This window comes from Pseudomonadota bacterium (assembly GCA_039815145.1).
Lineage (GTDB): Bacteria > Pseudomonadota > Gammaproteobacteria > Steroidobacterales > JBCBZW01 > JBCBZW01.
Genome location: JBCBZW010000058.1, coordinates 1 through 22685, shown reverse-complemented (window position 1 = coordinate 22685; position 22685 = coordinate 1). Strand labels below are relative to the sequence as shown.

Here is a 22685-nt window from a genome sequence, read left to right as displayed (position 1 = left end):
GCTGTTGGCTTAGCGGAAGTTGCGACGATAGCGCACGTTGTAGATCCGCCCCGGGGCGCGGGCCGAGAAGCCGCCGGCCACCCACTCGGCGTTGTACAGCTCGTCGCCGAGGTTGTAGCCAGTGGCGATCAGCTCCCAGCGGTCATCGTTGGCCCGAATGCCTATGCGGGCGTCGATCAGGTTCAGCGCATCGCGGGACGTGGAGTTCTCCACATCCCAGAACTGCTCCCCCCGACGTTCGTACACGCCGCGCAGGAAGAAGTCGAGACCAGGCGTGACCGCCGTCTCGAACTGGAAGCCGAAGTTCATGGTGGTGTCAGCCACGTAGGGGGCCTCGTTGCCGATCGCAGTGGGGTCCACCTCGTAGGCGTCGATCTCCGAGTCCGTGAAGCCGAAGCCCGCGAAGAGATCGAGGCCATCGCTGGCCCGGTAGAGGAAGTCGATCTCACCGCCAAAGAGGGACACCTCGTCGATGTTGGTGAGGATCTGGGCGCTGATCGCGCCGATGAAGGAGAAGAACTGCTGGCCCTCCACGTCGGTGGAGAAGATCGCGGCGTTCACGCGCAGGCGATCGTCGGCGAAGAGGCCCTTGTACCCGAGCTCCACCGACGAGGACTCTTCGGCGTCCGCGACGTCGGACACGCCCACCAGGCCCGCATCCGCCGCCACCTGCGCGATCCCGTTCTGATTGAATTGGCCGCTGCGAAAGCCCTCGCCCCAGGTCAGGTAGAGGTTCTGATTCGGCGCCGGCTGGTAGCGCAGGGTGACCTTGGGTTGCAGCTTGTCGAAGGTGGCCTCGTTGCGCGCCCCCGGGAGGCCGGCGGGGAACTGGAGCGGGGAGACGTTCTGCACCCGCTCCTCCTCGTCATAGCGTAGGGCCAGCGTCAGGTCCCACGCATCGTTCAGGGAGATGTCCAGGTTGCCGAAGACGGCCCAGGCCGTGTTGTCGTTGTCGTCGGCCAGGAAGGACGTGGTGGGGTTGCTCGGATCGTCCGTGGGCTCGCGCTCCAGGCGGATGATGCCCGCGCCCGTGTCCACGCCCGTGGAGAGGGAGACGAAGCGATCCCAGTCGAGGTAGTAGGCGCCCACTTCCCAGCGCACGCGGCGATCGGCGGACGAGGACAGGCGAATCTCCTGGGAGAAGGCCGAGAGGTCGAAGAAGCCCGTCTGCGTGCCGTCGAAGCCGAACAGCTCCGGGGCGCTGCGCGCGTTGGTGTAGGGGAACTGATCCGAGTCGCCCCACTCTTCGATGTCCGTGTAAGAGGTGGTGCTCACGAGGGTGCCGATGCCCGTCTCGATGTCGAGCTTCAGGGAGAAGTCGGCCATGTCGCGCTCGCCGAAGTCGACGTTGTTGTCGCGCACGGGGAGCACGTTATTGGCGTCGATGGGGCCCGTGTCCGTGCCGAAGCCGGTGGCCGTGATGCCATCCTCGGCGATGTCGACGCCCTGGAACTGGAAGCCGATGCCGCGGCCCCGGTGGCTCGAGTAGGCCGCCCGGAAGTCGGCGGTGAAGTTCTCGCTCGCCTCGTAGATCAAGCGGCCGCGGAAGGTGAGATCCTCGAAGCGATCCGCCGCTTCGTCGCGGGTGATGTTGTCGAGGTAGCCGTCGCGGTCGATGTAGTTGGCGGAGAACTGACCGAAGAGTTGGTCCTCGACGATGGGGCCGCCGAGGGAACCCTGGATCTGGAACTCATCGCCGTTGCCGGCACCGGCCTGCACGTAGCTATAGAACTCGTTGGTCGGTCGGCGGGTGTTGATGATGATCGCACCACCGGTCGCGTTGCGCCCGTAGATGGCGCCCTGGGGGCCCTTCACCACTTCGATGCTCTCGATGTCGAAGAGCTCACGGCGGAACTGGGTGGCGGTGAACTGCAACACCCCATCGACGATCGTGGCCACGGGCGGCTCGCCGTTACGCACCTGGGTGATGCCGCGGATGCTCAGGAAGCTGGTGCCGATGCCCTGGGACGTGGCCAGGGTGACGTTGGGCGTGAGGGCCACGAAGTCCTCGACGCGTTGGATGCCCGCGTCGCGCACCATCTGGGCGGTGAAGGCAGTCACGGCCAACGGCGCTTCGAGGGCCGTCTCGTCGCGACGGCGCGCGGTGACGACCACCTCGTCGATGGTGGCGGACTTACCGTCATCCGAGGCGCCCGGCGACTGCGCCTGGGCGGACCAGGATCCGGCCAACGCCCCCACCAACACCGCTGCTGTCCCCACTGTGATTCCCGGCCGCATAGCCACCCCCTCGGCAAACGTCCACTCAGAATTTGCTGCGACGCACGGCAGCCCCCGCTGTCGAAAATGCGTCGCATCTTGCGGTTTCAATGTGTACGATACTTTAAAACTTAAGTAAACGAATTTTTTTGACACCCCTTCGCGTGGGCCTAGAATAAGCGCCCACAAATCGGTTGCAGTAAGTGAGTTCGCGGTCATGGCCGGTCCGGCAAAGTCTTCCAGCCCCATCAAGAGTTCCATCGGCAGTCTGCTCAAGGCGCGACGCCAGGCCCTGGGCCTGACGCTGCAGGAGTTGGCCTCCCGCTCGGAGCTGTCCGCGGCGTTCATCTCCCAAGCCGAACGCGGCAAGGCCACACCGTCGATCGTGTCCTTGATCAACATCGCCGCGGCCCTCGAGACGGACATCAACTACTTCATCACACCGCCCTCGCCCACCAGCCTCGTGCGCCGTGCGGACAATCCCCAGTACATCGATATCGACTCGCCCGTGCGCTACACGCGCCTGGACACGTCGATCCGCAATCAGCAAATGAATGCGTTGATCATGGAGATCCCGCCCGGCACGCGCCTGCCCGTGGTCCATCGGCCCGAAGGCGAGGACTTCTTTTACGTGCTCGACGGAGAAGTGGAGCAGCGCATCGGCGATGAGGTGTTCACCCTGCGCCAGGGCGACAGCGCCCATCACAACACGCAGATCGACCACGACGTGTACAACGCGAGCGATGCGACGGCGCGCCTGATCTGGGTGGGCACACCCGTGCTGTTCCCTTCGGGCAAGGACACGCCGTGAACCGGCCCCTCACTCCCTCGATGAAGGCCGGTGCAAGGGCTAGAGGTTAGTACGGCCCTTGGGCAGTTCACCGTACGGCTGTTCACAGACCGTGCGCCCGTGACCTGCCGCTACTTCATCGACCTGTGTGAGCGCGGCAGCCTCGATGACGGCCGCGTGTTCCGCATCCTCGCCCCAACCAACGACGCCCTGGAGATGCCACCGCATATCCAAGTCGTGCAACTCGGCAACCAGCAAGGCCTGGGTGCCCCGCGCGAGCGCATCGCGCATGAATCCACAGCGCTGAGCGGCCTGGCGCACCGGCGTTGGTCCGTCTCGGCGTCGCGCTTCGCGCCGGGCGAGGTCTACCGCAGCTTCTTCGTGTGCATGCGCGATGAACCGGTGCTGGACTTCGGCGGCACCCGCCAAGACGACGGCCTGGGCTACGCCGCCTTCGGCGAGATCAGCGACGGGCACGACACCCTCCTCGCGCTCAGCGCCCGCGCCGAGACCCAGCCCGAACTCGACGCCCCCATCCCCGTGCACCGCGTACGCGTGGTGTCCTTAACCGCCCCCCCAACGACACAAGGACCTGAGCAACGATGAGTGCCCCCCGGTCGACCGCCCGCGAAGTGGGAGCTTGGTTCGCGGACATGCCGCTCACCTCCCGCCACTGGATCGCGGGCCTCGCCGTGTTCGTCGCCTTCGTGATCGAGTCCTGGGAGATGATGATCATCATCTTCTCGAGCGGCGCCATCGCCGAGGACTTAGGTCTAACCACCGCTCAGGTGGGCTCGCTGATCAGTGCGTTGTTTCTCGGCATGATCCCGGGCGCGCTCCTGTGGGGGAAGATCGGCGGCGCCCTCGGGCGCAAGGGCTCGCTGATGCTGAGCATCGGCCTCTACGGCCTGTTCCCCGTGCTGGCTGCGCTATCCCCGACCTACGAGATGCTTTGGGCGGCGCGCTTCGCCGCGGGCCTGGTATTGGCCGGCGCCCTCGTCGTCACCTTCCCCTACTTCGAAGAGCTCGTGCCCGTCCCCGTGCGCGGGCGCGCCACGGTCTACCTCTCGGCGGGGTGGCCCGTGGGCGTGCTGGTGGCGATCGGCGTGACCAGCGCCCTCGGCCCGCTCGGATGGCGCTGGGTGATGGGCCTCAGCACGGTCGTCTCCCTATGGGCGCTGGTGATCTGGCGCGTGGTGCCCGAGTCGCCGTACTGGCTGGCCGCAAAGGGGCGCACAGACGAGGCAGCCACTGCCATCGATCGACTGCAGCCCGGCGTGACGGGCACGAGCGTGCTCGCGCCAGGCGGTGACAAGCCGCAAGCGATCACCTTCGCCAGCATCTTCGAGGGCCCGATCATCCGCATCACCGCGATTCAGAGCATGATCAACTTCTGCTTCGCCTGGGGTTACTGGGGCCTCGCCTCGTGGATGCCCGCGCTGCTTAGCGAGCGAGGCCTGTCGACGCCCCAGGGACTCGGCTTCATGGCACTCTCCGCCGTCTTCATGTTCCCGGGTTACGTCACGGCGAGCTACCTGACCGGTCGCTTCGGGCGCAAGAAGGTGATGCTGGTGTTCGTGGCGGGCGCCGCTGCAGCAGGCTTTGCCTTCGCTAACGCCCAGTCCCTCACCCAGCTCTACCTATGGAATTTCCTGCTGTCGTTCTTCAGCCTGGGGGGCTGGGGCGTGTGGAACACCTGGCTCGCCGAACTCTACGACACGCGACGTCGCGGCGCGGGCACGGCCTGGGGCGTGACTACCCAGCGCGTGGCCAACGCCCTCGCGCCGGTGGTGATCGGCGCGGTACTAGCGAATACGGGCTTCCTGCAGACCGTGTCCTTCATCACCGTGTTCCTGGCAGCGACCTTCGCCGCGGCGGCGCTGCTGCCTGAGACGGAAGGCGTGGTGCTGGATTAGCTTGATAGACCCACGTTGGCTCCGTAGGGTGGATTCCACCCCGCCCAGGTCACTCCAACGAGGGAGCGTCATGCGATTGCAAGCCCACCCCCAGCGCCGCAATGCCCATGCGTGGGCCCTCGGCGCCCTGGCGGCCGCCATGCTCGTCGCCCCCGTCATCCACGCTGAGCCCGTCCGTGCCCGCGATCTCGGCATCCCCTTCGACGGCACGCCCGGCCCCTACAACGCCATCACGGATGTCGCAGGCGTGGAGGTCGGCTACATCACGCTCATCGAAGGCGCAGGCCCCCTCGTCATCGGCGAAGGCCCCGTGCGCACGGGCGTCACCGCCATCCTGCCGCGTGGGCGCGACGCCAAGCAGGGCGTCTTCGCCGGCTACTTCAACATGAACGGCAACGGCGAGATGACCGGCACCCAATGGATCGAGCACTACGGCACGATCTGGGGTCCGGTCCTCCTCACTAACACGGTGAGCGTGGGCGACGTGCATGCCGCGGCGATCCAGTGGATGCACGAGCGCAACCCCGAAGGCATGACCTACCTCCCCGTGGTCGCGGAAACCTGGGACGGCGACCTCAACGATATGTTAGGCAGGCACATCAAGCAGGCGCACGTGTACGCCGCCCTCGACGGCGCCCGCAACGGCCCCGTCGCCGAAGGCAACGTCGGCGGCGGCACGGGCATGATCTCCCACGGCTTCAAGGCCGGCACGGGTACCAGCTCGCGCAAGGTCGGGCCCTACACGGTAGGCGTGCTGGTGCAGGCGAACCACGGCCTGCCCTGGCGGCTGACGATCGCCGGCGTGCCGGTCGGTCAGGTGCTCAAACCGGACACGACGAATCACTTCGCGGCACCGGACGCCAAGGGCAGCTCCATCCTCGTCGTGGTGGCGACGGACGCGCCGCTGCTGCCCGTTCAACTCGCGCGCATGGCGCAACGTCCGGCGCTGGGGATCGGACGCACAGGCGGTGTTGGCGAAGTGGGCTCCGGTGAGATCTTCGTGGCCTTCTCGACAGCCAACGATACGCCCCCGCAGGAGGGCGAGGTGCGCACGCTGTACGCCTTGAGTGAGTACGCCGACTACACGATCGACTATCTTTACGAAGGGGTGATCCAAGCCACGGAGGAAGCCATCGTGAACGCCTTGATCGCGGCCGAGACCATGGTGGGCGTCGACGATGTCACGGTAGAGGCGATCGATCACGACCGCCTGCAGGACATCCTGCGCCAGCACGGGCGCTTAGCGTCGGACCCGGTCGCCGCCCCGGCGGGAGCGCCTGAGACGCCCCGATGAGCTTACGGAACCGCTAGCTCCCAGCGAACAGCGCGTCGAAGGCCGCCACCATCTCCTCATCTGGCACCTCACGAAGCCGCGTCGCGATGATCCAATGGTGACCGAAGGGGTCACGAATGCGGCCTGCTCGATCGCCGTAAAACTGATCGGCCAACGGAAACACCTCTTCCGCTCCGGCCGCGAGCGCCTTGGCGAACACCGCGTCCGCGTCGGGCACGTGAAGGTTGAGCACCACGCTGGTCGCCCCCAGTCGTGACGGACTGCCCGAGCCTGCGCCCGGCATCTCATCGGCGAGCATCACACGCGCACCGTGGATATCGATCTCAGCATTCATGCACGTGCCGTCAGGCGCCACCAGGCGCCACCAGGCGCGAACGGGGCTCCTGCGCGCCGAACACCCTCACGTACCAGGCGATGGCCTCATCGGTATCGGTGACCTGCAGGTAAGGCGTCAGCGATTGCATTGGGGATCCTCAATTCAAAAGGGGGCAGCTAACGAATGGCCCTCACCGGCGCGGAGCCGGCCTGGGGCATTTCACAGATTGCCCTCGAGGGCTGTCGACGCCTACCCCGCTTCGCCCGTCGCCACCGCAGGAGAGAGCATGAGTGCCAGAGCTCAACATCATGTCGCTGCCTTGCAACAAATTTATCTTCATGGGCTAAGTTTTCAGCGTACGGCGAGCAATCAGGACTCACTGACTGTTGCTATTCGAACACCACTGAGCCAACAATCCCCCGCAGGTTGCACAAATACAACGAAAGGCCCGTCCACCGGGAAAGGCTCTACCCCATGAAGTACGCCATCTCGCTCCTCGCCCTGCTCATGCTCCACGGCTGCGGTGGCGGCAGCACCACCCTCGCGCCCGCACCCACGCCCGACCCTGAGCCCACGCCCGACCCACCGCCCGAGGTCACGGACCCGGTGCCTTCGGCATTCTTCACCGACGGCACGACTATGCTGCCCGATGCGCGCAACAACGACTGCTTCGATGCGCGCGCCTTCGACGCCGAAGGCGATGGCGATCTCGACCTCTTCATCGCCGCGTTCTCCTTGAGCGGCGCGCGCAACCGGCTGTTCGTCAACGATGGCAACGCGAGCTTCACCGACCCGGACACGCTCCCGCCGAACCTCGGCATCTCCGAGCACGTGGCTGTGGGCGACTTCGACATGGATGGCGACCTCGACGTGGTGGTCGCCAACGTCAACAGCAACCCGGGCGACATGCACGAGTACTACCTGAACACGGGCTCCGGGCCGAACTTCGAGCTAGCGCCCCAAGGCCTGCCGGTGGCGGGCCTCTCGGCCTTCGTCGTCGCCCGCGACTTCGACACGGACAACGACCTCGATCTCTTCTTCTCCAACTTCGGCGTGAGCGACCTGCTCCTCAACGACGGCATGGGCACCTTCAACGAAGCGCCCGCCGGCAACCTGCCCGGCAACGACCCGGACATCACCGAGGACTCCGGGGTGGGCGATGTGAACGGCGATGGCTTCGACGATATCTTCCTCGCCTACCGCGGCAGCGCCAGCGAGGGCCAAGCGCTGCAGAACCGCCTGTGGCTCAACAACGGGCTCGGCGTATTCACCGACGTGACCGCGACCAACCTGCCAGCCATCGTCGACTCCACCTTCGACATCCAATTGGCAGACCTGGACGGCGACGGCGACCTCGACGCCCTGGTCGCCAACGCCACCATCGGTGATTCCAACCGCCCGCTGGCCGACTCATTGCTGATCAACGACGGCAACGGCATCTTCACGGACGAGACCGCAGCGAGGTGGCCGCAGGCGACCTTGTCGAACACCTACGGCGTGCTCACCATCGACATCGACCGTGACGGCGACCTGGATATCGTGACGGCGGAGAACTTGGGCGCCACGGGCCTCGGCACCGTACGCGCCTTCGCCAACGACGGCGCGGGGGTGTTCACGGAACAGACCGAGACCCTGATCGGCACCGTGGCAGGCAACATGGTTCACCTCGAGGCCGCTGACTTCGACGGCGATGGTCTGCTCGACGTGTACTTCTGCGCCACGCGCAACTTCGGCGCGGCGGGTTCCGGACGCGACTTCCTGTTTCTCGGGCAGTAGCCCCTAGCGAGGGGACGGGGCCGCTTCGTACGCGCGAATCTCCTCGGTGAAGGCATCCGCCAGGTCGTTCGGGATCGGGAAGGTCAGGTGGTACTGGGTGATCAGCAATCGCCCCTCCGCCCACACCAGGGCGCCCGATCCCCGGCTCGTCCCGTACTTCGCGTTGTCGAGAAGCTCGTGGAACATGACGACGTCCTCCACGGGCCGGTAGAGCGCGCGATCGCGCAGGGTGTAGGTCCACCCGTCGGTGGCGCTCGCGTACGCGCGGAAGGTGGGTATGTCCCAATCCTCCGTGGCATCCGTGCCGAGGAACCGGGCGGCGGGGTGGTACAGGGAGAAGTACCGATCCCAATCGGCCTCGGACGCCGCCGTGTGCAGGGCATCGAGCACCGCGGAGGCCGCCGCTAGATCGGGCACGCCCCGGGCCCGATCCGCCTCGGCAGCGATGTAGCCGAAGGCCGGCCAGTTCCCCGTCGCGACCACGCGCGCCAGCATGGCCCGTGCCTCGCCCCAGCGGCCGTTGAGGAAGTACCAGTTGGCCACCCCGTAGCCCTGGGTGGCGAGGGCCAGGCTCGCATCCGCCGCGTCAGTGCGCAGCAGCTCGTCTTCGGTCAGCTGGCCCTTGTAAAGGAGCAAACGTTTCAGATAGGCATCGTTCTCGATGATCTGCATATCGGCATTGATGAGCATCAACAACCCGGTAGCCTCCGTCCGCGCCCCCTCGGTGCCGAGGCGCTGCAAAGACATCCAGAGCCAATCGAGCGTCGCCACCTGCAGGTCGTCGTTCGGCGAGTAGTCCAGGCACTCGCGGTAGCGCTCGGCGGCGCGCTCGAAGTCGCCGCGCAGATAGTGCGCCAGGCCCCAGTGGTAGAGGATGTTGAACTGGGTGTTGGAGAGCGGCTTGTTGAGGCGGTTCGGGATGCCGTCGGGCTCGATCTCGGTCACCCCCTTAGGGCTCAACGCGTAGGCGGCTTCGAAGTCCGCGAGGGCGAGGTCGAACTGCCGGGTACTGATGTAGCGATGCCCGCGGTGGCGCAGGAGGCGGTAGGACTCGGGATACTGGGCCAGGCCCTGGGTGAAGACGTCTATCGCCTCCGCGTAGCGATTGAGGTAGGCGAGGCGTCGCCCCAGCCAGATCGTGTTGATCTCGCTCGGGTCGCCCTCGTAGGCGCTGCGCGCAGCATCGAGGTTGTCTTGCAGGCGCTGCTCCTGATCGAGCGAGCGTGGCAGGGGTGGATAGGCGGTGGAAGCCTCGGCACTGGGGCCGAAGAGGATTGGCGCCAGCAGCAGCAGGCAGGCCAGGGCCAGTAGGGGGATGGGGCGCATCACACAGCTCCTTGTGCATATGCGCGCAGCATGACCCAAGGCGAGGCGATCACGCCAGCACAGCTAGGCGGAGATCGCCATCCCATCCCGCGCGAGGAAGACTCGCTACATGGCCCAGCGGGTGGTGAACCAGGTGATGGTCTTGTCGAAGGCCAGGGCGCCGGCAGCCGGATCATCGTCACCGAAGTAGCTGGCGTGCTTGAGCTGCAGCGTGAAGCGCTGGATCTTCTTGGTGAACTGGATGTTGAACTCGGAGCCGTAGTCGATGCCATCCGCAGCGGACTGATAGTTGTGGAAGGTCGTCATCATCTTGATGCTGCCCGGCAGGGTCGACAGCCCCACGACGTAGAGGTCTTCCACCCCGCCACCCGGGAAGCCGATGAAGCGGTCGGCCCACCCCTGGAAGGCGTGCACGGTAGCCAGGGGCGTGGAGAAGGACACGCCGTTGCTGCTCTCGAGCACCTCGTAGGCCAGCTTGGCCGTGAAGCCTGTGCCGAACTTCAGGCCCGCCTCGACGCGGTACTGATCCGCCGAATCGAAGGCGGACGGATTGTCGCCGAAGGCGGACTGCTGCGAGATCTCCGCCAGGTACAGGAACTTCATCCGCTCGGATAGCTGGGCGCCGCCCTGGAACTTCACGCCCAGGGTGCCGCGATCGGTGAAGGGCGCCGGCAGGGCGTCGTTGTCGTAATCGAGGCGGTAGTAGAAGCCCTCGATCTCACCGAAGCGCAGGCCGCCGTACTTCACGTTCAGGAGGTGGCTGTTCATCGGGGAGTTAGCCAAGGCCTCGTTGTCGTTGTTCTCGCCGAAGATGCGACTGACGTTGTGCACGTACACGTAGTCGACCGTGAGATCGGCGATGGACTTGTTCACCAGGCGCACGGCGTCCATCGACTGCCAGTTCTGGCGCCAGGGCACGGGGCCCACGAAGCGGTGGTGGGGAGCCTTGCGGAAACTCACGTACTGGCGCCCCACCTTCAAAGTAGTGTCGGGGAGGCCCTTGTAGGCGAAGTAGGCTTCGTCGAACTCGATGCCCTCGGGATCGGCGACCACATCGAAGCCTTCCGATGTCTCCCCGGGCACGTTGAAGTCGTCGAGGCCGACGTGCAGCACCCCCTCGAGGCCCACGTGGACGGAGAAGCCGGCGCGCTCGGCCGTCGAGTAGCCGAGGAAAGCCCGCAGGGTGGAGGCGCTGGCGCTGTCGAGGTCGTTGGCTTCGTCATCGACGAACTCGAAGCGGTGATTGAGCACCAGGGTGCTCATGGCCTGGGTGAACCACTCATCGAGGGCCGTCTGGCTCCACGTGGGCGCGCTGCCTATCAGCCCACCACCGAGCACCATCGCCGACACGACGAGGCGTCGAGACGTCACCAAGCACTGCATGACCGTCACCTGTTACCCATTGGGGATCAGTCGTCAGTATCGGCGTGCGCCGCCGCCGCGCCCGATGCCCAGGGCGCATTCTCTGGATTGCGCGCTGCAGATCGCCACGCGCTCGCCCGAAGTTGGGACGTGTGCCCAACAGCTTTGCAAGCTTATGGCAAGCACGTCGTCGGACTCCCATAGGGACTTTGCCGGAGCACCGAGTGATCCCACGGCGCGGCGGCGGTCGCGGTTAGCGCCTCACCGCATTACCCGCCTATACGGCTACGCGATCCCGAACGCCAATGCAGTACGTAGGCGGATCCAAGCATCACCGCCGCCAGCACATCCACCCAGGCCACCTTCAGCAACATGGCGTTGGTCGGCTCCAATGCCAGCACGAACACCGCGAACGAGAGCATGCCCGTCAAGCCCGCGATCGTTGCGGCGCCCCGCAAGCGCGGCGCGAAGGAGGACCATAAGATCAGCCCGCCGACGATCGCCAGCACCAGCGCGCGATGGCGCAGTAGTAGCGCGACGTCGGCGTGCAGCACGGGGAGTGCGTACAGCCTTACCAGGTGCTCGTCGGACAAGGCCCCGACGATGGGGAGGATGTTGATGAGCCCCGGGACGAAAAAGAGAACGCGCTGAAAAAGCTTCATTCGCGCATTTTCGTATCTTCGGTGGACGATTCAATGACCTTGGAGGTAATGACGACGTCGATAGCACCCGCGAACCCAGCAGCTTCCCTATGTATCTACGGAGATCTCCTCCCAGCTAGCACCTGGCTGGGTGAGCCAAACCGTCGCGTAGCGTCGCTCCTGCAGGATGCCCTCATCTATGCCAGGCGGCGGCGGGCGCCCACGGAAACGCGCATCGCGCGCACGCCAGTGGGGCACACCCATCTCCCCGTCGAGGAAGTACAGATCGTCCACAGATCGAAGTGTCGCGCCATCGATGAACGCTTGCGGATCGACATACATGTTGGCGAGCGCGTCTATTCGCGCCAATTCGACTCGTGTGGTGAACGAGGGCAACTGATCCACCACCCCTAGCGACCACAGCAACACGGCGAGCGACTCTGCTCGCCAGCTAAACTTGATCCGGTCGGCGCGCGCTGGCTCTTGCGTAAAGAAAAACGCGCGCTCTGCCGGCGCGAAATACGCGTCAACTCCGTGATCGCGGACCCATCGGCCAAGCCCATCAGCCGGTGACTGGTACACCCTCTCGACCACCGCGAGCAGGGCCAGGGCCCGCCGAGCCACGTCCTGCGGGGGTTGCAGCAGATCCGCGTCGTTCTCGTCGTCGTCGTCATCCTCGTCGAGCCCCTCATATCCTGGCGGGTGGACTCCCGGCGACTCCAGATCGACGTCCTCGCCGAGCTGCGGGTCGTGGAGACGCAACGCGTGCTGTCGGCAGAAGGCAACCAGCGCCGCGTAGAAGGCTTCGAGAACGCCTTCGTCGTGTCCGCTCAATTCGATGGCAGCGAACTCCCACTCCTCCCCATCCTCAGGGTTCGGCAGGTCGATGCCCATCTTCGCCGCAGAAGCCTTGAGTTCCTCGAACGCAGCGCCGAAACCAAGCACGGGCTCAAGCTCGAAGCGCTCGGTGATCGACAGGAATTGGTCAGCGAGTGCTTGCCTGTCCAGGGTGACACCCGCCGGTACGACGACAGAAAGATCAAAGGACACGATGCGCTAGCCGTCGCCCGTTGTGAACCGCACCCTAGGCCGACTGATGCCCGGGCGCGCGCCCGATCAGCCACCGCCAGGCCTTCCCCGTGCCGCTCAGGAAGTCCTCCTGCAGCAGGTACAAGGTCGGAACCAGGATCAAGGTGATCACCGTGGCGAAGAGAATCCCAAAGCTCATGCTCACGGCCATCGGGATCACGAACTGCGCCTGGGCGCTCGTCTCCAGCATGATCGGCACCAGACCGATCGCCGTGGTCAGGGACGTGAGGATGATCGCCCGGAAGCGCGCCTTGCCGGACTCCAGTACCGCCTCCTGCAGCGCAATGCCGTCGGCCCGCGCCTTGTTCACGAAGTCGATCATGATCAGGCTGTCGTTCACCACCACGCCGGCCAGGGCGATGAGTCCGAAGAGGGAGAACATGCTGATCTCCATCCCGAGCAGCAGGTGGCCGATGATCGCGCCGATGAAGCCGAAGGGAATCACGGACATGATGATCATCGGCTGCGTGTAGGACTTCAGGGGGATCGCGATCAGCGCGTAGATGAGGAACATTGCGGCGATCGACGCGTAGGTGAGGTTGCTCAGGAACTGCTGGGTCTCGAGGCTCGCTCCCTCCAGGGCGTACTCCACGCTCGGGTGGCGGGCGAGGATCTCGGGGATAACGTTGGTGTTGATGTCTTCGATCACCTCGCCGGGCTCGGCGACCACCGTGTCGATGTCGGCGGAGACGGTCACCGTGCGCTCGCCGTCCTGGCGGGTGATCGAGGCGTAGGCGTTGCCGTAGCGCACCTCGGCCACCTCCGAGAACGGCACGCGATCACCCGACGGCGTCGCCACCAGCATCGTCTCGAGATCGTCAACGGAGCGCCGGTCCTCCTCCGGGTAGCGCAGCATCACCTTCACCTCGTCCTTGCCGCGCTGGATGCGTTGCACCTCTTCGCCGAAGAAGGCCTGGCGCACCTGCGTGCCGAGGGTGTTCAGGGTGATGCCGAGGGCCTCGGCCCCAGGCTTCACGGCGAGTTCGATCTCGTTGCCCGCCGCGCTGGCCGAATTGCGAATATCGAAGACGCCTGCGTAGGAGCGCAGGGACTCCATCAGCTCAGCGGCGGCCGCTTCGATAGCATCGATGTCGTCCCCGATGAGCTTGAAGCTCAAGGGCGCGCCGCCCCCAATCGTGTTGCCGTTGGTGAATTGCAGGGTGCGAACGCCGGGGATGTCGCCACTTTGCTCTCGCCACCTGGCGGCCAACTCATCGCCTTCGACGGTCTGCGTTTCGACCGGCTGCATTTCCACGATCACCGTCCCCCGCGTGGGCGTCTCCGTGAACGTGGCTACGTGGCGCAGCGGATCGGTGCCCTGCGGATTCTCGTCGAGATAGCGGTCGCGCACCACGTAGATCGATTCCTGTAGGTGCACCAGCGCCTTGTTACGTTCCTCGCTCGGCGTGCCCGTCTGCATGCTCACGCTCGCAAACAGGTAATCGCCCGGCAACTCCGGGAAGATGACGAAGCGCAGGAAGCCGCCGGCGAAGAGGCCGCCGGCGAGGATGATCATGGCGACGAAGATGGCGAAGGTGACGCCGCGCGCCTTGATCGCCCGCCGCAGCAGGGGGTCGTAGAGCTTGTCGATGACCCAGCGGAGGCAATGCTGCGTGTGGCGCTGGGCGCGGGCGAAGGCCTTGGCCAGCCACTTCAAGGGGTTCTTAGACTGCAGGTAGGGCGAGAAGATCGCCTCCTCGTCGATAGGCTCGATCTTCGAGTGCGCCAAGTGCGCGGGCAGGATCAACTTCGACTCCACCAGGGAGAACAGCAGGCAGAGCGTGACCACCACGGACACGGCTTCGAGGAAGGAGCCGGCGACACCACCCACGAAGAGCATCGGCGCGAAGGCCGCGATCGTCGTCAACACGCCGAAGGTGGCGGCGACGGCCACGCGGTTGGCGCCGGCCACCACATTGTTCACCGTGTGCCCGTCCGCGCGCGTCTTGGTGTAGATGCTCTCGCCGATAATGATCGCATCGTCCACCACGATGCCCAGCACGAGGATGAACGCGAAAAGACTAATGACGTTGATCGTCACTGGCCAGGGGTTGTAGGGCATGAACGCGAGTGCGCCCAGGAAGGTGACCGGGATGCCGATGATCACCCACATGGCGAACTTCAAGCGCAGGAACAAGCTCAGCACGATGAACACCAGGGCGGCGCCCTGCCACATGTTCTTCAGCATCATGTCCAGGCGCTGCTGGAGGTAGTTGGCGCGGTCCACCCAGGTGGTCACGCGCACGCTCTCGGGCAGGGTCTTGGTGAACTCCGCCACGTAGCCCTTCACCACCTGGGCCGTGCGCAGCTCGTTCTGCTGGCCGCCGGCGAGCACGCGCATGGTCGCCACCGGCTCGCGGTTGAACAGGCCAAAACCGTCGCCCTCCACGAAACCATCGTCGATGGTGGCGATGTCCGACAGCAGCAGGCGCGAGCCGTCCTCGAAGGTGCGCACGGCGATCTGGGCGAACTCGCTGCCCGTGTACACCTGGCCCTGGGTGCGCAGGAGGATGTCGCCGCGGTCCGTCTCGATGGTGCCGCCGGGGATGTCGCGAGCGTTGGCGCGCACGGCCAGGGCGATCTCGTCCATCGTCAGCTGGTAGCGCTCGAGGGTCGCCTGCGCCACCTCGATGCTGATCTCGTAGGGACGATCGCCGAGGAGCTCCACATCGTTGATGCCCGGCAGCTGGAGCAGGCCGTTGCGCACGTCCGCGGCCACGTCCTTGCGCGCGTACTCATCCATGTCGCCGTAGATAGAGATGAAGATCACCGGCACGGGCACTTCCACCCGCTCGATCACCGGCTTCTCCGCCAGCTCGGGCAAGGTAGGGATGGCGTCGACGCGGGTCTTCACCTGGCTCTGCACGAGGTCCAGGCTGGCGCCCGGCGTGAGTTCGATGGAGACCGTGCCCGAGCCCTCGCTCGCCGTGCTGCGGATCTCGGCGATGCCGGGCAGGTTGGCGATGGCGTCCTCGATGCGGGTGAGGATACCCTGCTCCACCTCCTGCGGCGCGGCGCCGGGGTAGGCGACGGTGACCGTGACGATGTCGAGCTCGAAGTCAGGAGTGGTCTGCTTACGGATCGATTGGGCGACCATGATGCCGGCGACCATGATCACCGCCATCAGCAGGTTGGCCGCCACGGGGTTGCGCGCAAACCAGTTGATCAGCCCGCGCTGGGGATCGTCACTCGCCATCATCGCTCTCCGAGGATCAGCTGCGCCGTGGGCTCATCGTCCGCCGTGGCCTCGACGGCCTCGTCGTTCGGCCGCACCAGCATGCCGTTGAGGGGGGCTTCCAGCGTCGTCAGCAGCACGCGATCCTCGCTCAACTGATCCGCCAGCACGTAAGCGTACTCGGCATCCGTGCGCAGGATATCGAGGTTGCGCAAACGCAGCTTGTTGTCTACGTCGACGAAGATCACCTGATTGTTGCCGCGGATGAGCGTGCGCGGGATCTTCACCACACCGTTCACCACGATGCCGTCCACGGCGGCCTCCACGAAGGTGCCCGCCGGCAGCGGCATGCTGCCGGTCGTGTCCGCATCGCGCTGGTAGGGATCGACCACCTCGGCCACGGCGAACACCATGCGCGTGCGCTCATCGACCACGCCTTCCGTGCGCACCACCCTCGCCTGCCAGGTGGCAGGCTTGCCGCGGTAGCGCCCGCTAAGGGTGGCGTCAGGCGGCGGCGTGTCACCGGCGACGCGCGGCAGCTCGACGAAGGCGAGCTCCCGATCCGGCAGGGGCAGGCGCACTTCGAAGCGGTCGGTGGCGAAGGTGGTGCCGAGGGCCGAGCCCGGAGCGACGTAATCGCCGAGCTGGGCCGTGCGCTCGCGGACCACGCCGTCGTAGGGCACGCGCACGTAGGTGCGCTCGAGATCGCGCTGGGCGCGGACCAGATCGGCCTTGGCAGACTCCAGGGCCGCCTTCGCCGACAGCAACTCCGCCTCCGCACCGTAGCCCTTCTCGCGCACCCGCTTGGCGCCGTCGTATTCCACCTGGCGCTGACTCACGGCCGCCTTGGCCTGCGCCACCGCCACCTCGTAGTTGGTCGGATCGATGCGCAGGAGCACCTCGCCGGCTTGGAAGGAAGCCCCCGCGACGAAACTGTCCGCCACCTCCACCACCGTGCCGGCCACTTCCGCGCTCAGGCGGGTCTGCGTGACCGGCTGGGCGACGCCCTGGCTGATCACGCTGAAGGCGGTGGAGGTGGGCTCGAGGCTCAGGACGTTGACGAGCGGCGCCGCGTCCTCGCGGGGCTTTTGCTCGACCTCCGGGCGCATGGCCTTCATGAAGCCGGCGCCCAAGATTGCGCCGCCGATGATGCCGATGATGAGTCCGAAGGTGAGGAGTCGTTGCAGCCAGTACGGCACGCGAGTACCCGATTTGCGGTGATCACGGCGGGTATTGTGCGCCTGAAGCACAGCGGCCTCCAGCGCCAGGGGTCATGCGTTGGGCGCTACGCGTTACGAACTGAGCGCTGCGCCCGCCTTTCCGACCCATCCGCGGCAGCCACCGGGCATCAGCCCAGGATCACAGCACCGCTCCGCGCAAGAGCTGCACGCCGAACAGAACGACAAAGCTCACCCCGACCAGCAGCAGCCCGCGCAAGAATCGCTTGCGCTTCAGATCCCGAAGCCTGGACACGGTCATCAACTCGTAGGCGAGCTCTTCCATCGGGTCGGCCTGCCTGGCGGCCGTCGCCAGGGCGCTCGCCGACGAGGTGTGATCCGGATCCACGAAGAGGACGCGATCGCGCGGCGTGTGCTCGGCGGCGTGGAACTGCTCCGCCGCCTTCCTCGTGGGGTAGAGCACGGCGCCGAAGGAGATGATCGGGAAGATCGTCACGAGCCAGGCCACCGCCACGGCGAGGAAGCCGATCTCGCTGTCCGCCCCGGGGAGATGCTCGCCGATGCCGCCGACGATGCCGAGCGCGAACATGTAGCCGACGCCAACGATCTGCGCCTTCGTGTCGTAGGCGCGGACCGTGGCTTGAGCCTCTTCCAGCCCCAGTTTCAATAGCTCGAGTGCCGAGCGGTCCTTGTCATTCATCTCAATCGACACCTGGCGGGCACCACCCCGCTAATAGCGCCGTGAGTCCTGGTAGGCCTGGCGAGGGTCATCGCACTGCGGCGACCAACTCTCCAGCTGCCTCTGCTCTTCCGTCAGCGCCTGGTAGCGACGGCCGCGTTCCTCGCGGTCGCGTATCTTGCGTGCTTCGAGGAGGCGTTGCTGGTAGGCCTCGTACTCCAGCCACCATTCTTGCACCGGGCCGATCAGCCACACGCCGCCGATACGGGAGAGCCGTAAGCCGTTGGAGACCTGATTGCGGTCGGCCACCACCCATACCTGGTTCTCGCAGGCGGGCCCATCGGCGCAATGGCAGCCCTCGGTGACGGCGCCGATGTTCACGATGGCGCCGGGAAAATGGGACAACATCACGGCCCTGATCTCGCGCACCTCCTCGTCGCTGATGTTCTCCTCCCGGACGCGACGCAAGGTGGCGGGCCGCTTGGGCCGATCTGGTGGCCAACGCTGCTGGTGCAGGACGACGGGGGGTGGCCGAGGTGGCGCCGTCTGCGCCGAGGGCGCGGAGCGCTCGACGGGCTCCGTCCGTTGCTCAGCAGGGCTCACGCCCACCAGGCAGACGCACAGCGAGGTCAACGCCGCGATCACCGTGTGTTTGCTCAGCATAGGTCGACGCCCTGGCTCCCGTGCACCCATTGGAGTGGATCGCCACCTATTGTGCGCCGATAGCCCGCCGGCTTCTACGCATGGCGCGGGCGAACGAATTTCGCGCACCGCAGGCGCGCGCAGGAGCGCTTAGGCGGGGTCGATCTCAGCGGGCGATAGCTCGCGCGCTAACCGATGGTCTCTGAGCGGCGTCGCCGCCAGCGCGCCCAGCACGCCGAGGCCCATCACCCACAAGGGCCAAGCAGCGGGATCCCACACACCTGAGGCGTTGTAGGCGTCCAGCACCTCGTAGGTAACGGCGACCAAGGTCACCCACACGAGTCCCACCAACGTCGGCCGCAAGACGAGCAGCGGGACCAACGGCAACAGATACCACGGGAAGACCACGGGGCTCACCACCAGCGGCACCGCGAGCGCGAGCGCCAGCCCTAGAAACAAGTCTCGCCGCGCCCACCAACAGGCCAGGAACAACAACCCGATGGCAAACAAAGGCAAGGCAGCGTCGATCTCCAGGAAGGCGAACACATCGTAGAGCGGCGACCCGAAGCGCCACTTCTCAAAAAAGACGGGCAAGCTCCCGAGCGGCCTGAAACCCAAGGCCAAGGCGCTCCCATAGATGGCGCCGAGCGTCAGCCCCATCGCCACCACCACACGCCGAGCCTGCCGCCACGACAGGACGCTCACGAGCGGCCCCAACAACAGCACGGGCAACAGCTTGATCGCCGCCCCGCAGGCGATCGCGACCCCCGCCCACCGCCACCGAGCGGTCACGATCGCCCACAAGGCGGCGGTCACCGCCAGGGTGGCCCACACATCCACGTGAGCGCCGATGCCCGCTTCCAGGAGCATCAGCGGTGACATGGCCAGCAGCGGCAGGTGCCGTTGCTGACCGATCTGCGCCGCCAGTGGGATCATCAACAGCAGCACGCCGACACTGGCGAGTGCACTCAAGAATTTCCATAGCCAGATGCCGGCGGCGGGGCCGGCCAGGGCGCTGACGGCAAAGCCAACCAACGCCAGCGGCGGGTAGAGGGTGGGATACGCCGCGTGCTCCTCGGGCGTGGCCCACACGGCACGCAACCACGCCACCTGCGCGTCGTCCGGTGCGACGACGTAGGGATCGACGCCGGCGACGACCACCGCCCCATCCCACAGGTAGCGCTCCACGTCATGGGTGGTGAAGGGCGCCACCGGTATCAGCAGCAGGCGCGCCACCACGCCGAGGGCGATGAGGGTGGGCAGGGACAGGCGCCCTTCCAGGCTGCAGCGCCAGAAATAGAACATCCACGCGGTCAAGGCGAGGTGCAGCGCGATCACCGCCGACCCGCTGTGTGCCCCGGCGTACCCAGGTATCCACAGGGCTGACGCGACCGTCGCGAGCCACGCAGCGCCGGGGATGCTCACGTCAGCGCCACCACCGCCCGCGGGCGCCGTCGCTCGAGCTGGGCCACGATGCTGGAGACGCCCGTGTACAGAAACCCGAAGGCGAACATCGCCATGAACGGCACGGCCATGTAGACCTGCTGCTGCACGCACCAGAGCGTCGCCCACACGTAGATGAGGCCAACGGCCACCTCCAGGGCCTCCCCCACGCGCGAGACGGCGACGAAATAGTCGGGGCGCGCCTTGGCCCCTTGCTTCGGCGTGCGCACGAAGGCCGTACGCCGCCCGAGCAATGCCTCCAGCACGCCCACGCCGTTGTTGCGGCTCAAGCCGATGGACGTCGCCATCAGCAGCGGCACCTGCCAGGCCTGCGCCAGTACGCTGCGCCCAAGCGATGCCTGCGCGCCGAGGTAAAAGTACACGTGCGACAGGCCACCGAAGGTGAACAGCACCAGATCCACCCATACCGGCGGAAAGGGAATGATCGACTGGCGCAGCATCACCGCCGGGATCAGGAAGAAGAGCCCGTCGAGGAGTATCAACAGATGCGATAGGTTGCTCGTGAGATGTACCGTCCCCTCGAGGCGCTGAGCTGGCGCGATCGGGGTTCGCCACAGGCGAGGCAGGAGCTTGCGCATCACCTCGATGCCGCCCTTCGACCAGCGACGCTGCTGACTCTTGAAGGCGTTCATGTCACTCGGCAGCTCGCTCATGCAGCGCACGTCGCGCAGATAGACGAAGCGCCAGCGTGCCAGCTGGGCACGGTAGCTGAGGTCGAGGTCTTCGGTGATCGTGTCCGCCTGCCAGCCGCCGGCGTCGATGATCGCCGCGCGACGCCAGATGCCGGCCGTGCCGTTGAAGTTGAAGAAGCGATCGCCGGCGCTACGGCCCGTCTGCTCCACCGTGAAGTGCGCGTCCAGGAGCATGCCCTGCAGGCGGGTGAGGAGGCTGTCGCGGCGGTTCAGGTAGTCCCACTGAGCCTGCACCATGCCCACGCGCGGGTCGGCGAAGTGCTGGATCATGCTGCGCAGGAGCTCCTTCTCCGGCAGGAAATCCGCATCGAACACGGCGACGTACTCCCCGGATGCGCGCTGCAGGGCAGCCGCGAGCGCACCGGCCTTGAAGCCCACCCGATCGCTACGGCGCAGGTGCTCGATCCGCACGCCCCGCGCCGCGTGGTGGGCGACCCCCTCGGCGACGATGTGGCTGGTGTCGTCGGTGGAGTCGTCCAACACCTGGATCTGCAACCGATCGGCGGGATAGTCCAACGCGGCCGCCGCGTCGATCACCCGGCGCGCGACGGCCCGCTCGTTGAAGAGCGGCAGCTGCACCGTGACCGTGGGCAGCGTCTGCAAGCGCGCGAGGGGCGACGGCTGGCGATAGCGGCGCTGCGCCAGGGCGGTGATATAGAACCGGTGCGCCCCGAACAGGCACAGCACGCCCAACACCACGTAGTGACCGGCGAGCAGCAGCGCCGCAATCCACTCCACCACAGCCTACCGCCCGGGCTTGAAGGCGAAGACGTAACCCACCTGGAAGGTGTCGCCATCGAGGATGTTGTCGCCGAAGATCGAGTTCGTATAGGTGAACTCCACGCTATGGCGATCGTTGACCTTGTAGCCGATGCTCGCTTCCACGCGACCGAGGTCGAAGGCATTCGGGAAGTTGGGGTTGCCGCCGTCGACGAACTCCACGTTGGTGCTCTGCAGGGCCTCGATCACATCGAGCTTCGCCCGCAGGTAGACGTTGTCGCTGGCGTCGAAGCCGTACTCGACGAGGTAGCGGAACTCATCGCTGGGATCGTCCGCGCGGTAGCGATAGGCCGCCTCCACGCCGAAGTAGCCGAAGGGGTGGAGCGACTTGCCGATCTGAATGCGACCCTCGAGATCCGATTGACCGTTACCCAGGGGTAGCGCGGCGTCTTCGTTGTAGAGGAAGGGCAACTTGTAGAGCAGCTGCGTGGACACCACCCAGTCACTGTTGACCAGGTTGTAGCGCAGCCCGAGGTCGACATCGCCGATGCCGAAGTTGTCGGTGCTGCCGGTCACCGTCTCGTTCTCCGACCAGCGCACGGGCAGCTGACCGATGAGCGTGAGCTTGTCGTGCAGGCCGTACTCGGCGTAGTAGTTCAGCGTCAAGTCGGAGAAGCGCTCGAAGCCCTCCGCGCCGGGACCGAAGGTGTCGGTGGCCTCGAAGTAGTTGAAGGCGATCTTGTTGTAGCCCTCACCCTTGGGCAGGGTCCATGCCCCGGCATGCACCTGGGCGAGGGGAATGAACGCCAGCGCCAGGGCGGCGCCGACGGCAGCGAAACGTTGCACGTGTTTTCTCCTGGAGTTAGGAAGCGGTATCGGCTAGGGAGTGCTTGCGCGCTGGATGGCTAGCCGCAGCATTTGCGTGGGACTGGCGCGCGCTCAGTGGTGACGGCATCCGCGTCTTCAAAGGGCGTGGCGAGGCCGTCGCCCGCGAACGCGCCCAGGTGCGTCGACGCATCGCCGAAAAACTCGAAGTGCGCCGCGAAGCGACTGCCGCGGAGCATCTGCCAGGTGGATGTTGGCCAGCACCTCATCGAGGTGGGCGGGCAGCGTGCCCTCGGTGCAGCAGGCGTCGGTGAGTAGATCGTCCGTGCCCTGCAGCACTTGGCCGTAGTAGTTCTTCACGCTCTCATGCACGGAAACGTCCTCCGGGGGCGGCGGTGGTATCGGTGAGGGTGGGCAGGGTCGCCAGGAGCTGGCGCCGTGCGGGTCGGTGATCGGTCTTGAGGTCGTGGCGCAGCGCGTCGAGGTCTGCAGCCACATCGATGTCGTAGGAGCCGTCGATGTCGTCGACGGCGTAGCCGAGGCGGCGACAGGCGAGCTTCAGGCTCGCGCCCAGGGCGCGGGT

Annotated in this window: 20 protein-coding genes; 5 read left to right on the top strand and 15 right to left on the bottom strand. The window is 66.1% G+C overall.

Annotation, left to right across the window (positions count from 1 at the left end; all coding sequences use genetic code 11):
* Positions 1-9: 9 nt before the first annotated feature.
* Positions 10-2220, bottom strand: coding sequence for a TonB-dependent receptor (locus AAF184_14845; protein MEO0423613.1), 2211 nt, complete (start codon positions 2218-2220; stop codon positions 10-12).
* Between the two features lie 214 nt (positions 2221-2434).
* Between AAF184_14845 and AAF184_14840 the strand changes: the two genes are divergently transcribed.
* From AAF184_14840 to AAF184_14825, 4 genes are all read left to right on the top strand, one after another.
* Positions 2435-3028: an XRE family transcriptional regulator gene (locus tag AAF184_14840; protein MEO0423612.1), complete on the top strand. Its 594-nt coding sequence runs from the start codon at positions 2435-2437 to the stop codon at positions 3026-3028.
* Between the two features lie 30 nt (positions 3029-3058).
* Positions 3059-3613 (top strand): peptidylprolyl isomerase, encoded by a 555-nt coding sequence (locus tag AAF184_14835; protein ID MEO0423611.1) that lies wholly within the window; start codon positions 3059-3061, stop codon positions 3611-3613.
* A complete protein-coding gene (locus AAF184_14830; protein MEO0423610.1) occupies positions 3610-4923 on the top strand; it encodes an MFS transporter in 1314 nt (437 codons plus the stop codon). Before AAF184_14835 ends, AAF184_14830 begins: the two co-directional genes overlap by 4 nt.
* Positions 4924-4993: 70 nt before the next feature.
* The gene (locus AAF184_14825) at positions 4994-6217 is read left to right on the top strand and encodes a P1 family peptidase (GenBank protein ID MEO0423609.1); all 1224 of its coding nucleotides are present in this window, start codon (positions 4994-4996) and stop codon (positions 6215-6217) included.
* A 13-nt stretch (positions 6218-6230) separates the two neighbouring features.
* On the opposite strand, the gene AAF184_14820 is transcribed toward AAF184_14825, so the two are convergent.
* A complete protein-coding gene (locus AAF184_14820) occupies positions 6231-6551 on the bottom strand; it encodes a VOC family protein (protein ID MEO0423608.1) in 321 nt (106 codons plus the stop codon).
* 456 nt (positions 6552-7007) lie between these two features.
* Between AAF184_14820 and AAF184_14815 the strand changes: the two genes are divergently transcribed.
* The gene (locus tag AAF184_14815) at positions 7008-8309 is read left to right on the top strand and encodes a VCBS repeat-containing protein (protein MEO0423607.1); all 1302 of its coding nucleotides are present in this window, start codon (positions 7008-7010) and stop codon (positions 8307-8309) included.
* A gap of 3 nt (positions 8310-8312) precedes the next feature.
* On the opposite strand, the gene AAF184_14810 is transcribed toward AAF184_14815, so the two are convergent.
* The 13 genes from AAF184_14810 to AAF184_14750 form a co-directional block, all read right to left on the bottom strand.
* Positions 8313-9635, bottom strand: coding sequence for a nuclear transport factor 2 family protein (locus AAF184_14810; GenBank protein MEO0423606.1), 1323 nt, complete (start codon positions 9633-9635; stop codon positions 8313-8315).
* Positions 9636-9740: 105 nt separating this feature from the next.
* On the bottom strand, positions 9741-11018 hold the full coding sequence (locus AAF184_14805; GenBank protein MEO0423605.1) for a hypothetical protein: 1278 nt from the start codon (positions 11016-11018) through the stop codon (positions 9741-9743).
* A 248-nt stretch (positions 11019-11266) separates the two neighbouring features.
* On the bottom strand, positions 11267-11659 hold the full coding sequence (locus AAF184_14800; GenBank protein ID MEO0423604.1) for a hypothetical protein: 393 nt from the start codon (positions 11657-11659) through the stop codon (positions 11267-11269).
* 87 nt (positions 11660-11746) lie between these two features.
* On the bottom strand, positions 11747-12688 hold the full coding sequence (locus AAF184_14795; GenBank protein ID MEO0423603.1) for a DUF4272 domain-containing protein: 942 nt from the start codon (positions 12686-12688) through the stop codon (positions 11747-11749).
* A gap of 34 nt (positions 12689-12722) precedes the next feature.
* Positions 12723-15923, bottom strand: coding sequence for an efflux RND transporter permease subunit (locus tag AAF184_14790; GenBank protein ID MEO0423602.1), 3201 nt, complete (start codon positions 15921-15923; stop codon positions 12723-12725).
* Positions 15923-17152 carry an efflux RND transporter periplasmic adaptor subunit gene (locus AAF184_14785; protein MEO0423601.1) on the bottom strand — a complete coding sequence of 410 codons (1230 nt, stop codon included), beginning with the start codon at positions 17150-17152 and terminating at the stop codon, positions 15923-15925. Before AAF184_14785 ends, AAF184_14790 begins: the two co-directional genes overlap by 1 nt.
* A 109-nt stretch (positions 17153-17261) precedes the next feature.
* Positions 17262-17780: a hypothetical protein gene (locus AAF184_14780; protein ID MEO0423600.1), complete on the bottom strand. Its 519-nt coding sequence runs from the start codon at positions 17778-17780 to the stop codon at positions 17262-17264.
* Positions 17781-17810: 30 nt separating this feature from the next.
* Positions 17811-18422, bottom strand: a complete 612-nt coding sequence (locus AAF184_14775) for a hypothetical protein (GenBank protein MEO0423599.1) — start codon at positions 18420-18422, stop codon at positions 17811-17813.
* A gap of 129 nt (positions 18423-18551) precedes the next feature.
* Entirely contained in the window at positions 18552-19826 is a 1275-nt protein-coding gene (locus tag AAF184_14770; protein MEO0423598.1) for a glycosyltransferase 87 family protein, read from the bottom strand.
* The gene (locus AAF184_14765; protein ID MEO0423597.1) at positions 19823-21295 is read right to left on the bottom strand and encodes a glycosyltransferase; all 1473 of its coding nucleotides are present in this window, start codon (positions 21293-21295) and stop codon (positions 19823-19825) included. Before AAF184_14765 ends, AAF184_14770 begins: the two co-directional genes overlap by 4 nt.
* Before the next feature lie 6 nt (positions 21296-21301).
* Positions 21302-22123 (bottom strand): autotransporter outer membrane beta-barrel domain-containing protein, encoded by an 822-nt coding sequence (locus tag AAF184_14760; protein MEO0423596.1) that lies wholly within the window; start codon positions 22121-22123, stop codon positions 21302-21304.
* Positions 22124-22240: 117 nt separating this feature from the next.
* Positions 22241-22474: a hypothetical protein gene (locus AAF184_14755; protein MEO0423595.1), complete on the bottom strand. Its 234-nt coding sequence runs from the start codon at positions 22472-22474 to the stop codon at positions 22241-22243.
* A partial coding sequence (locus AAF184_14750; protein ID MEO0423594.1) for a hypothetical protein occupies positions 22467-22685 on the bottom strand: 219 nt, incomplete at its 5' end. The genes AAF184_14750 and AAF184_14755, both read right to left, overlap by 8 nt.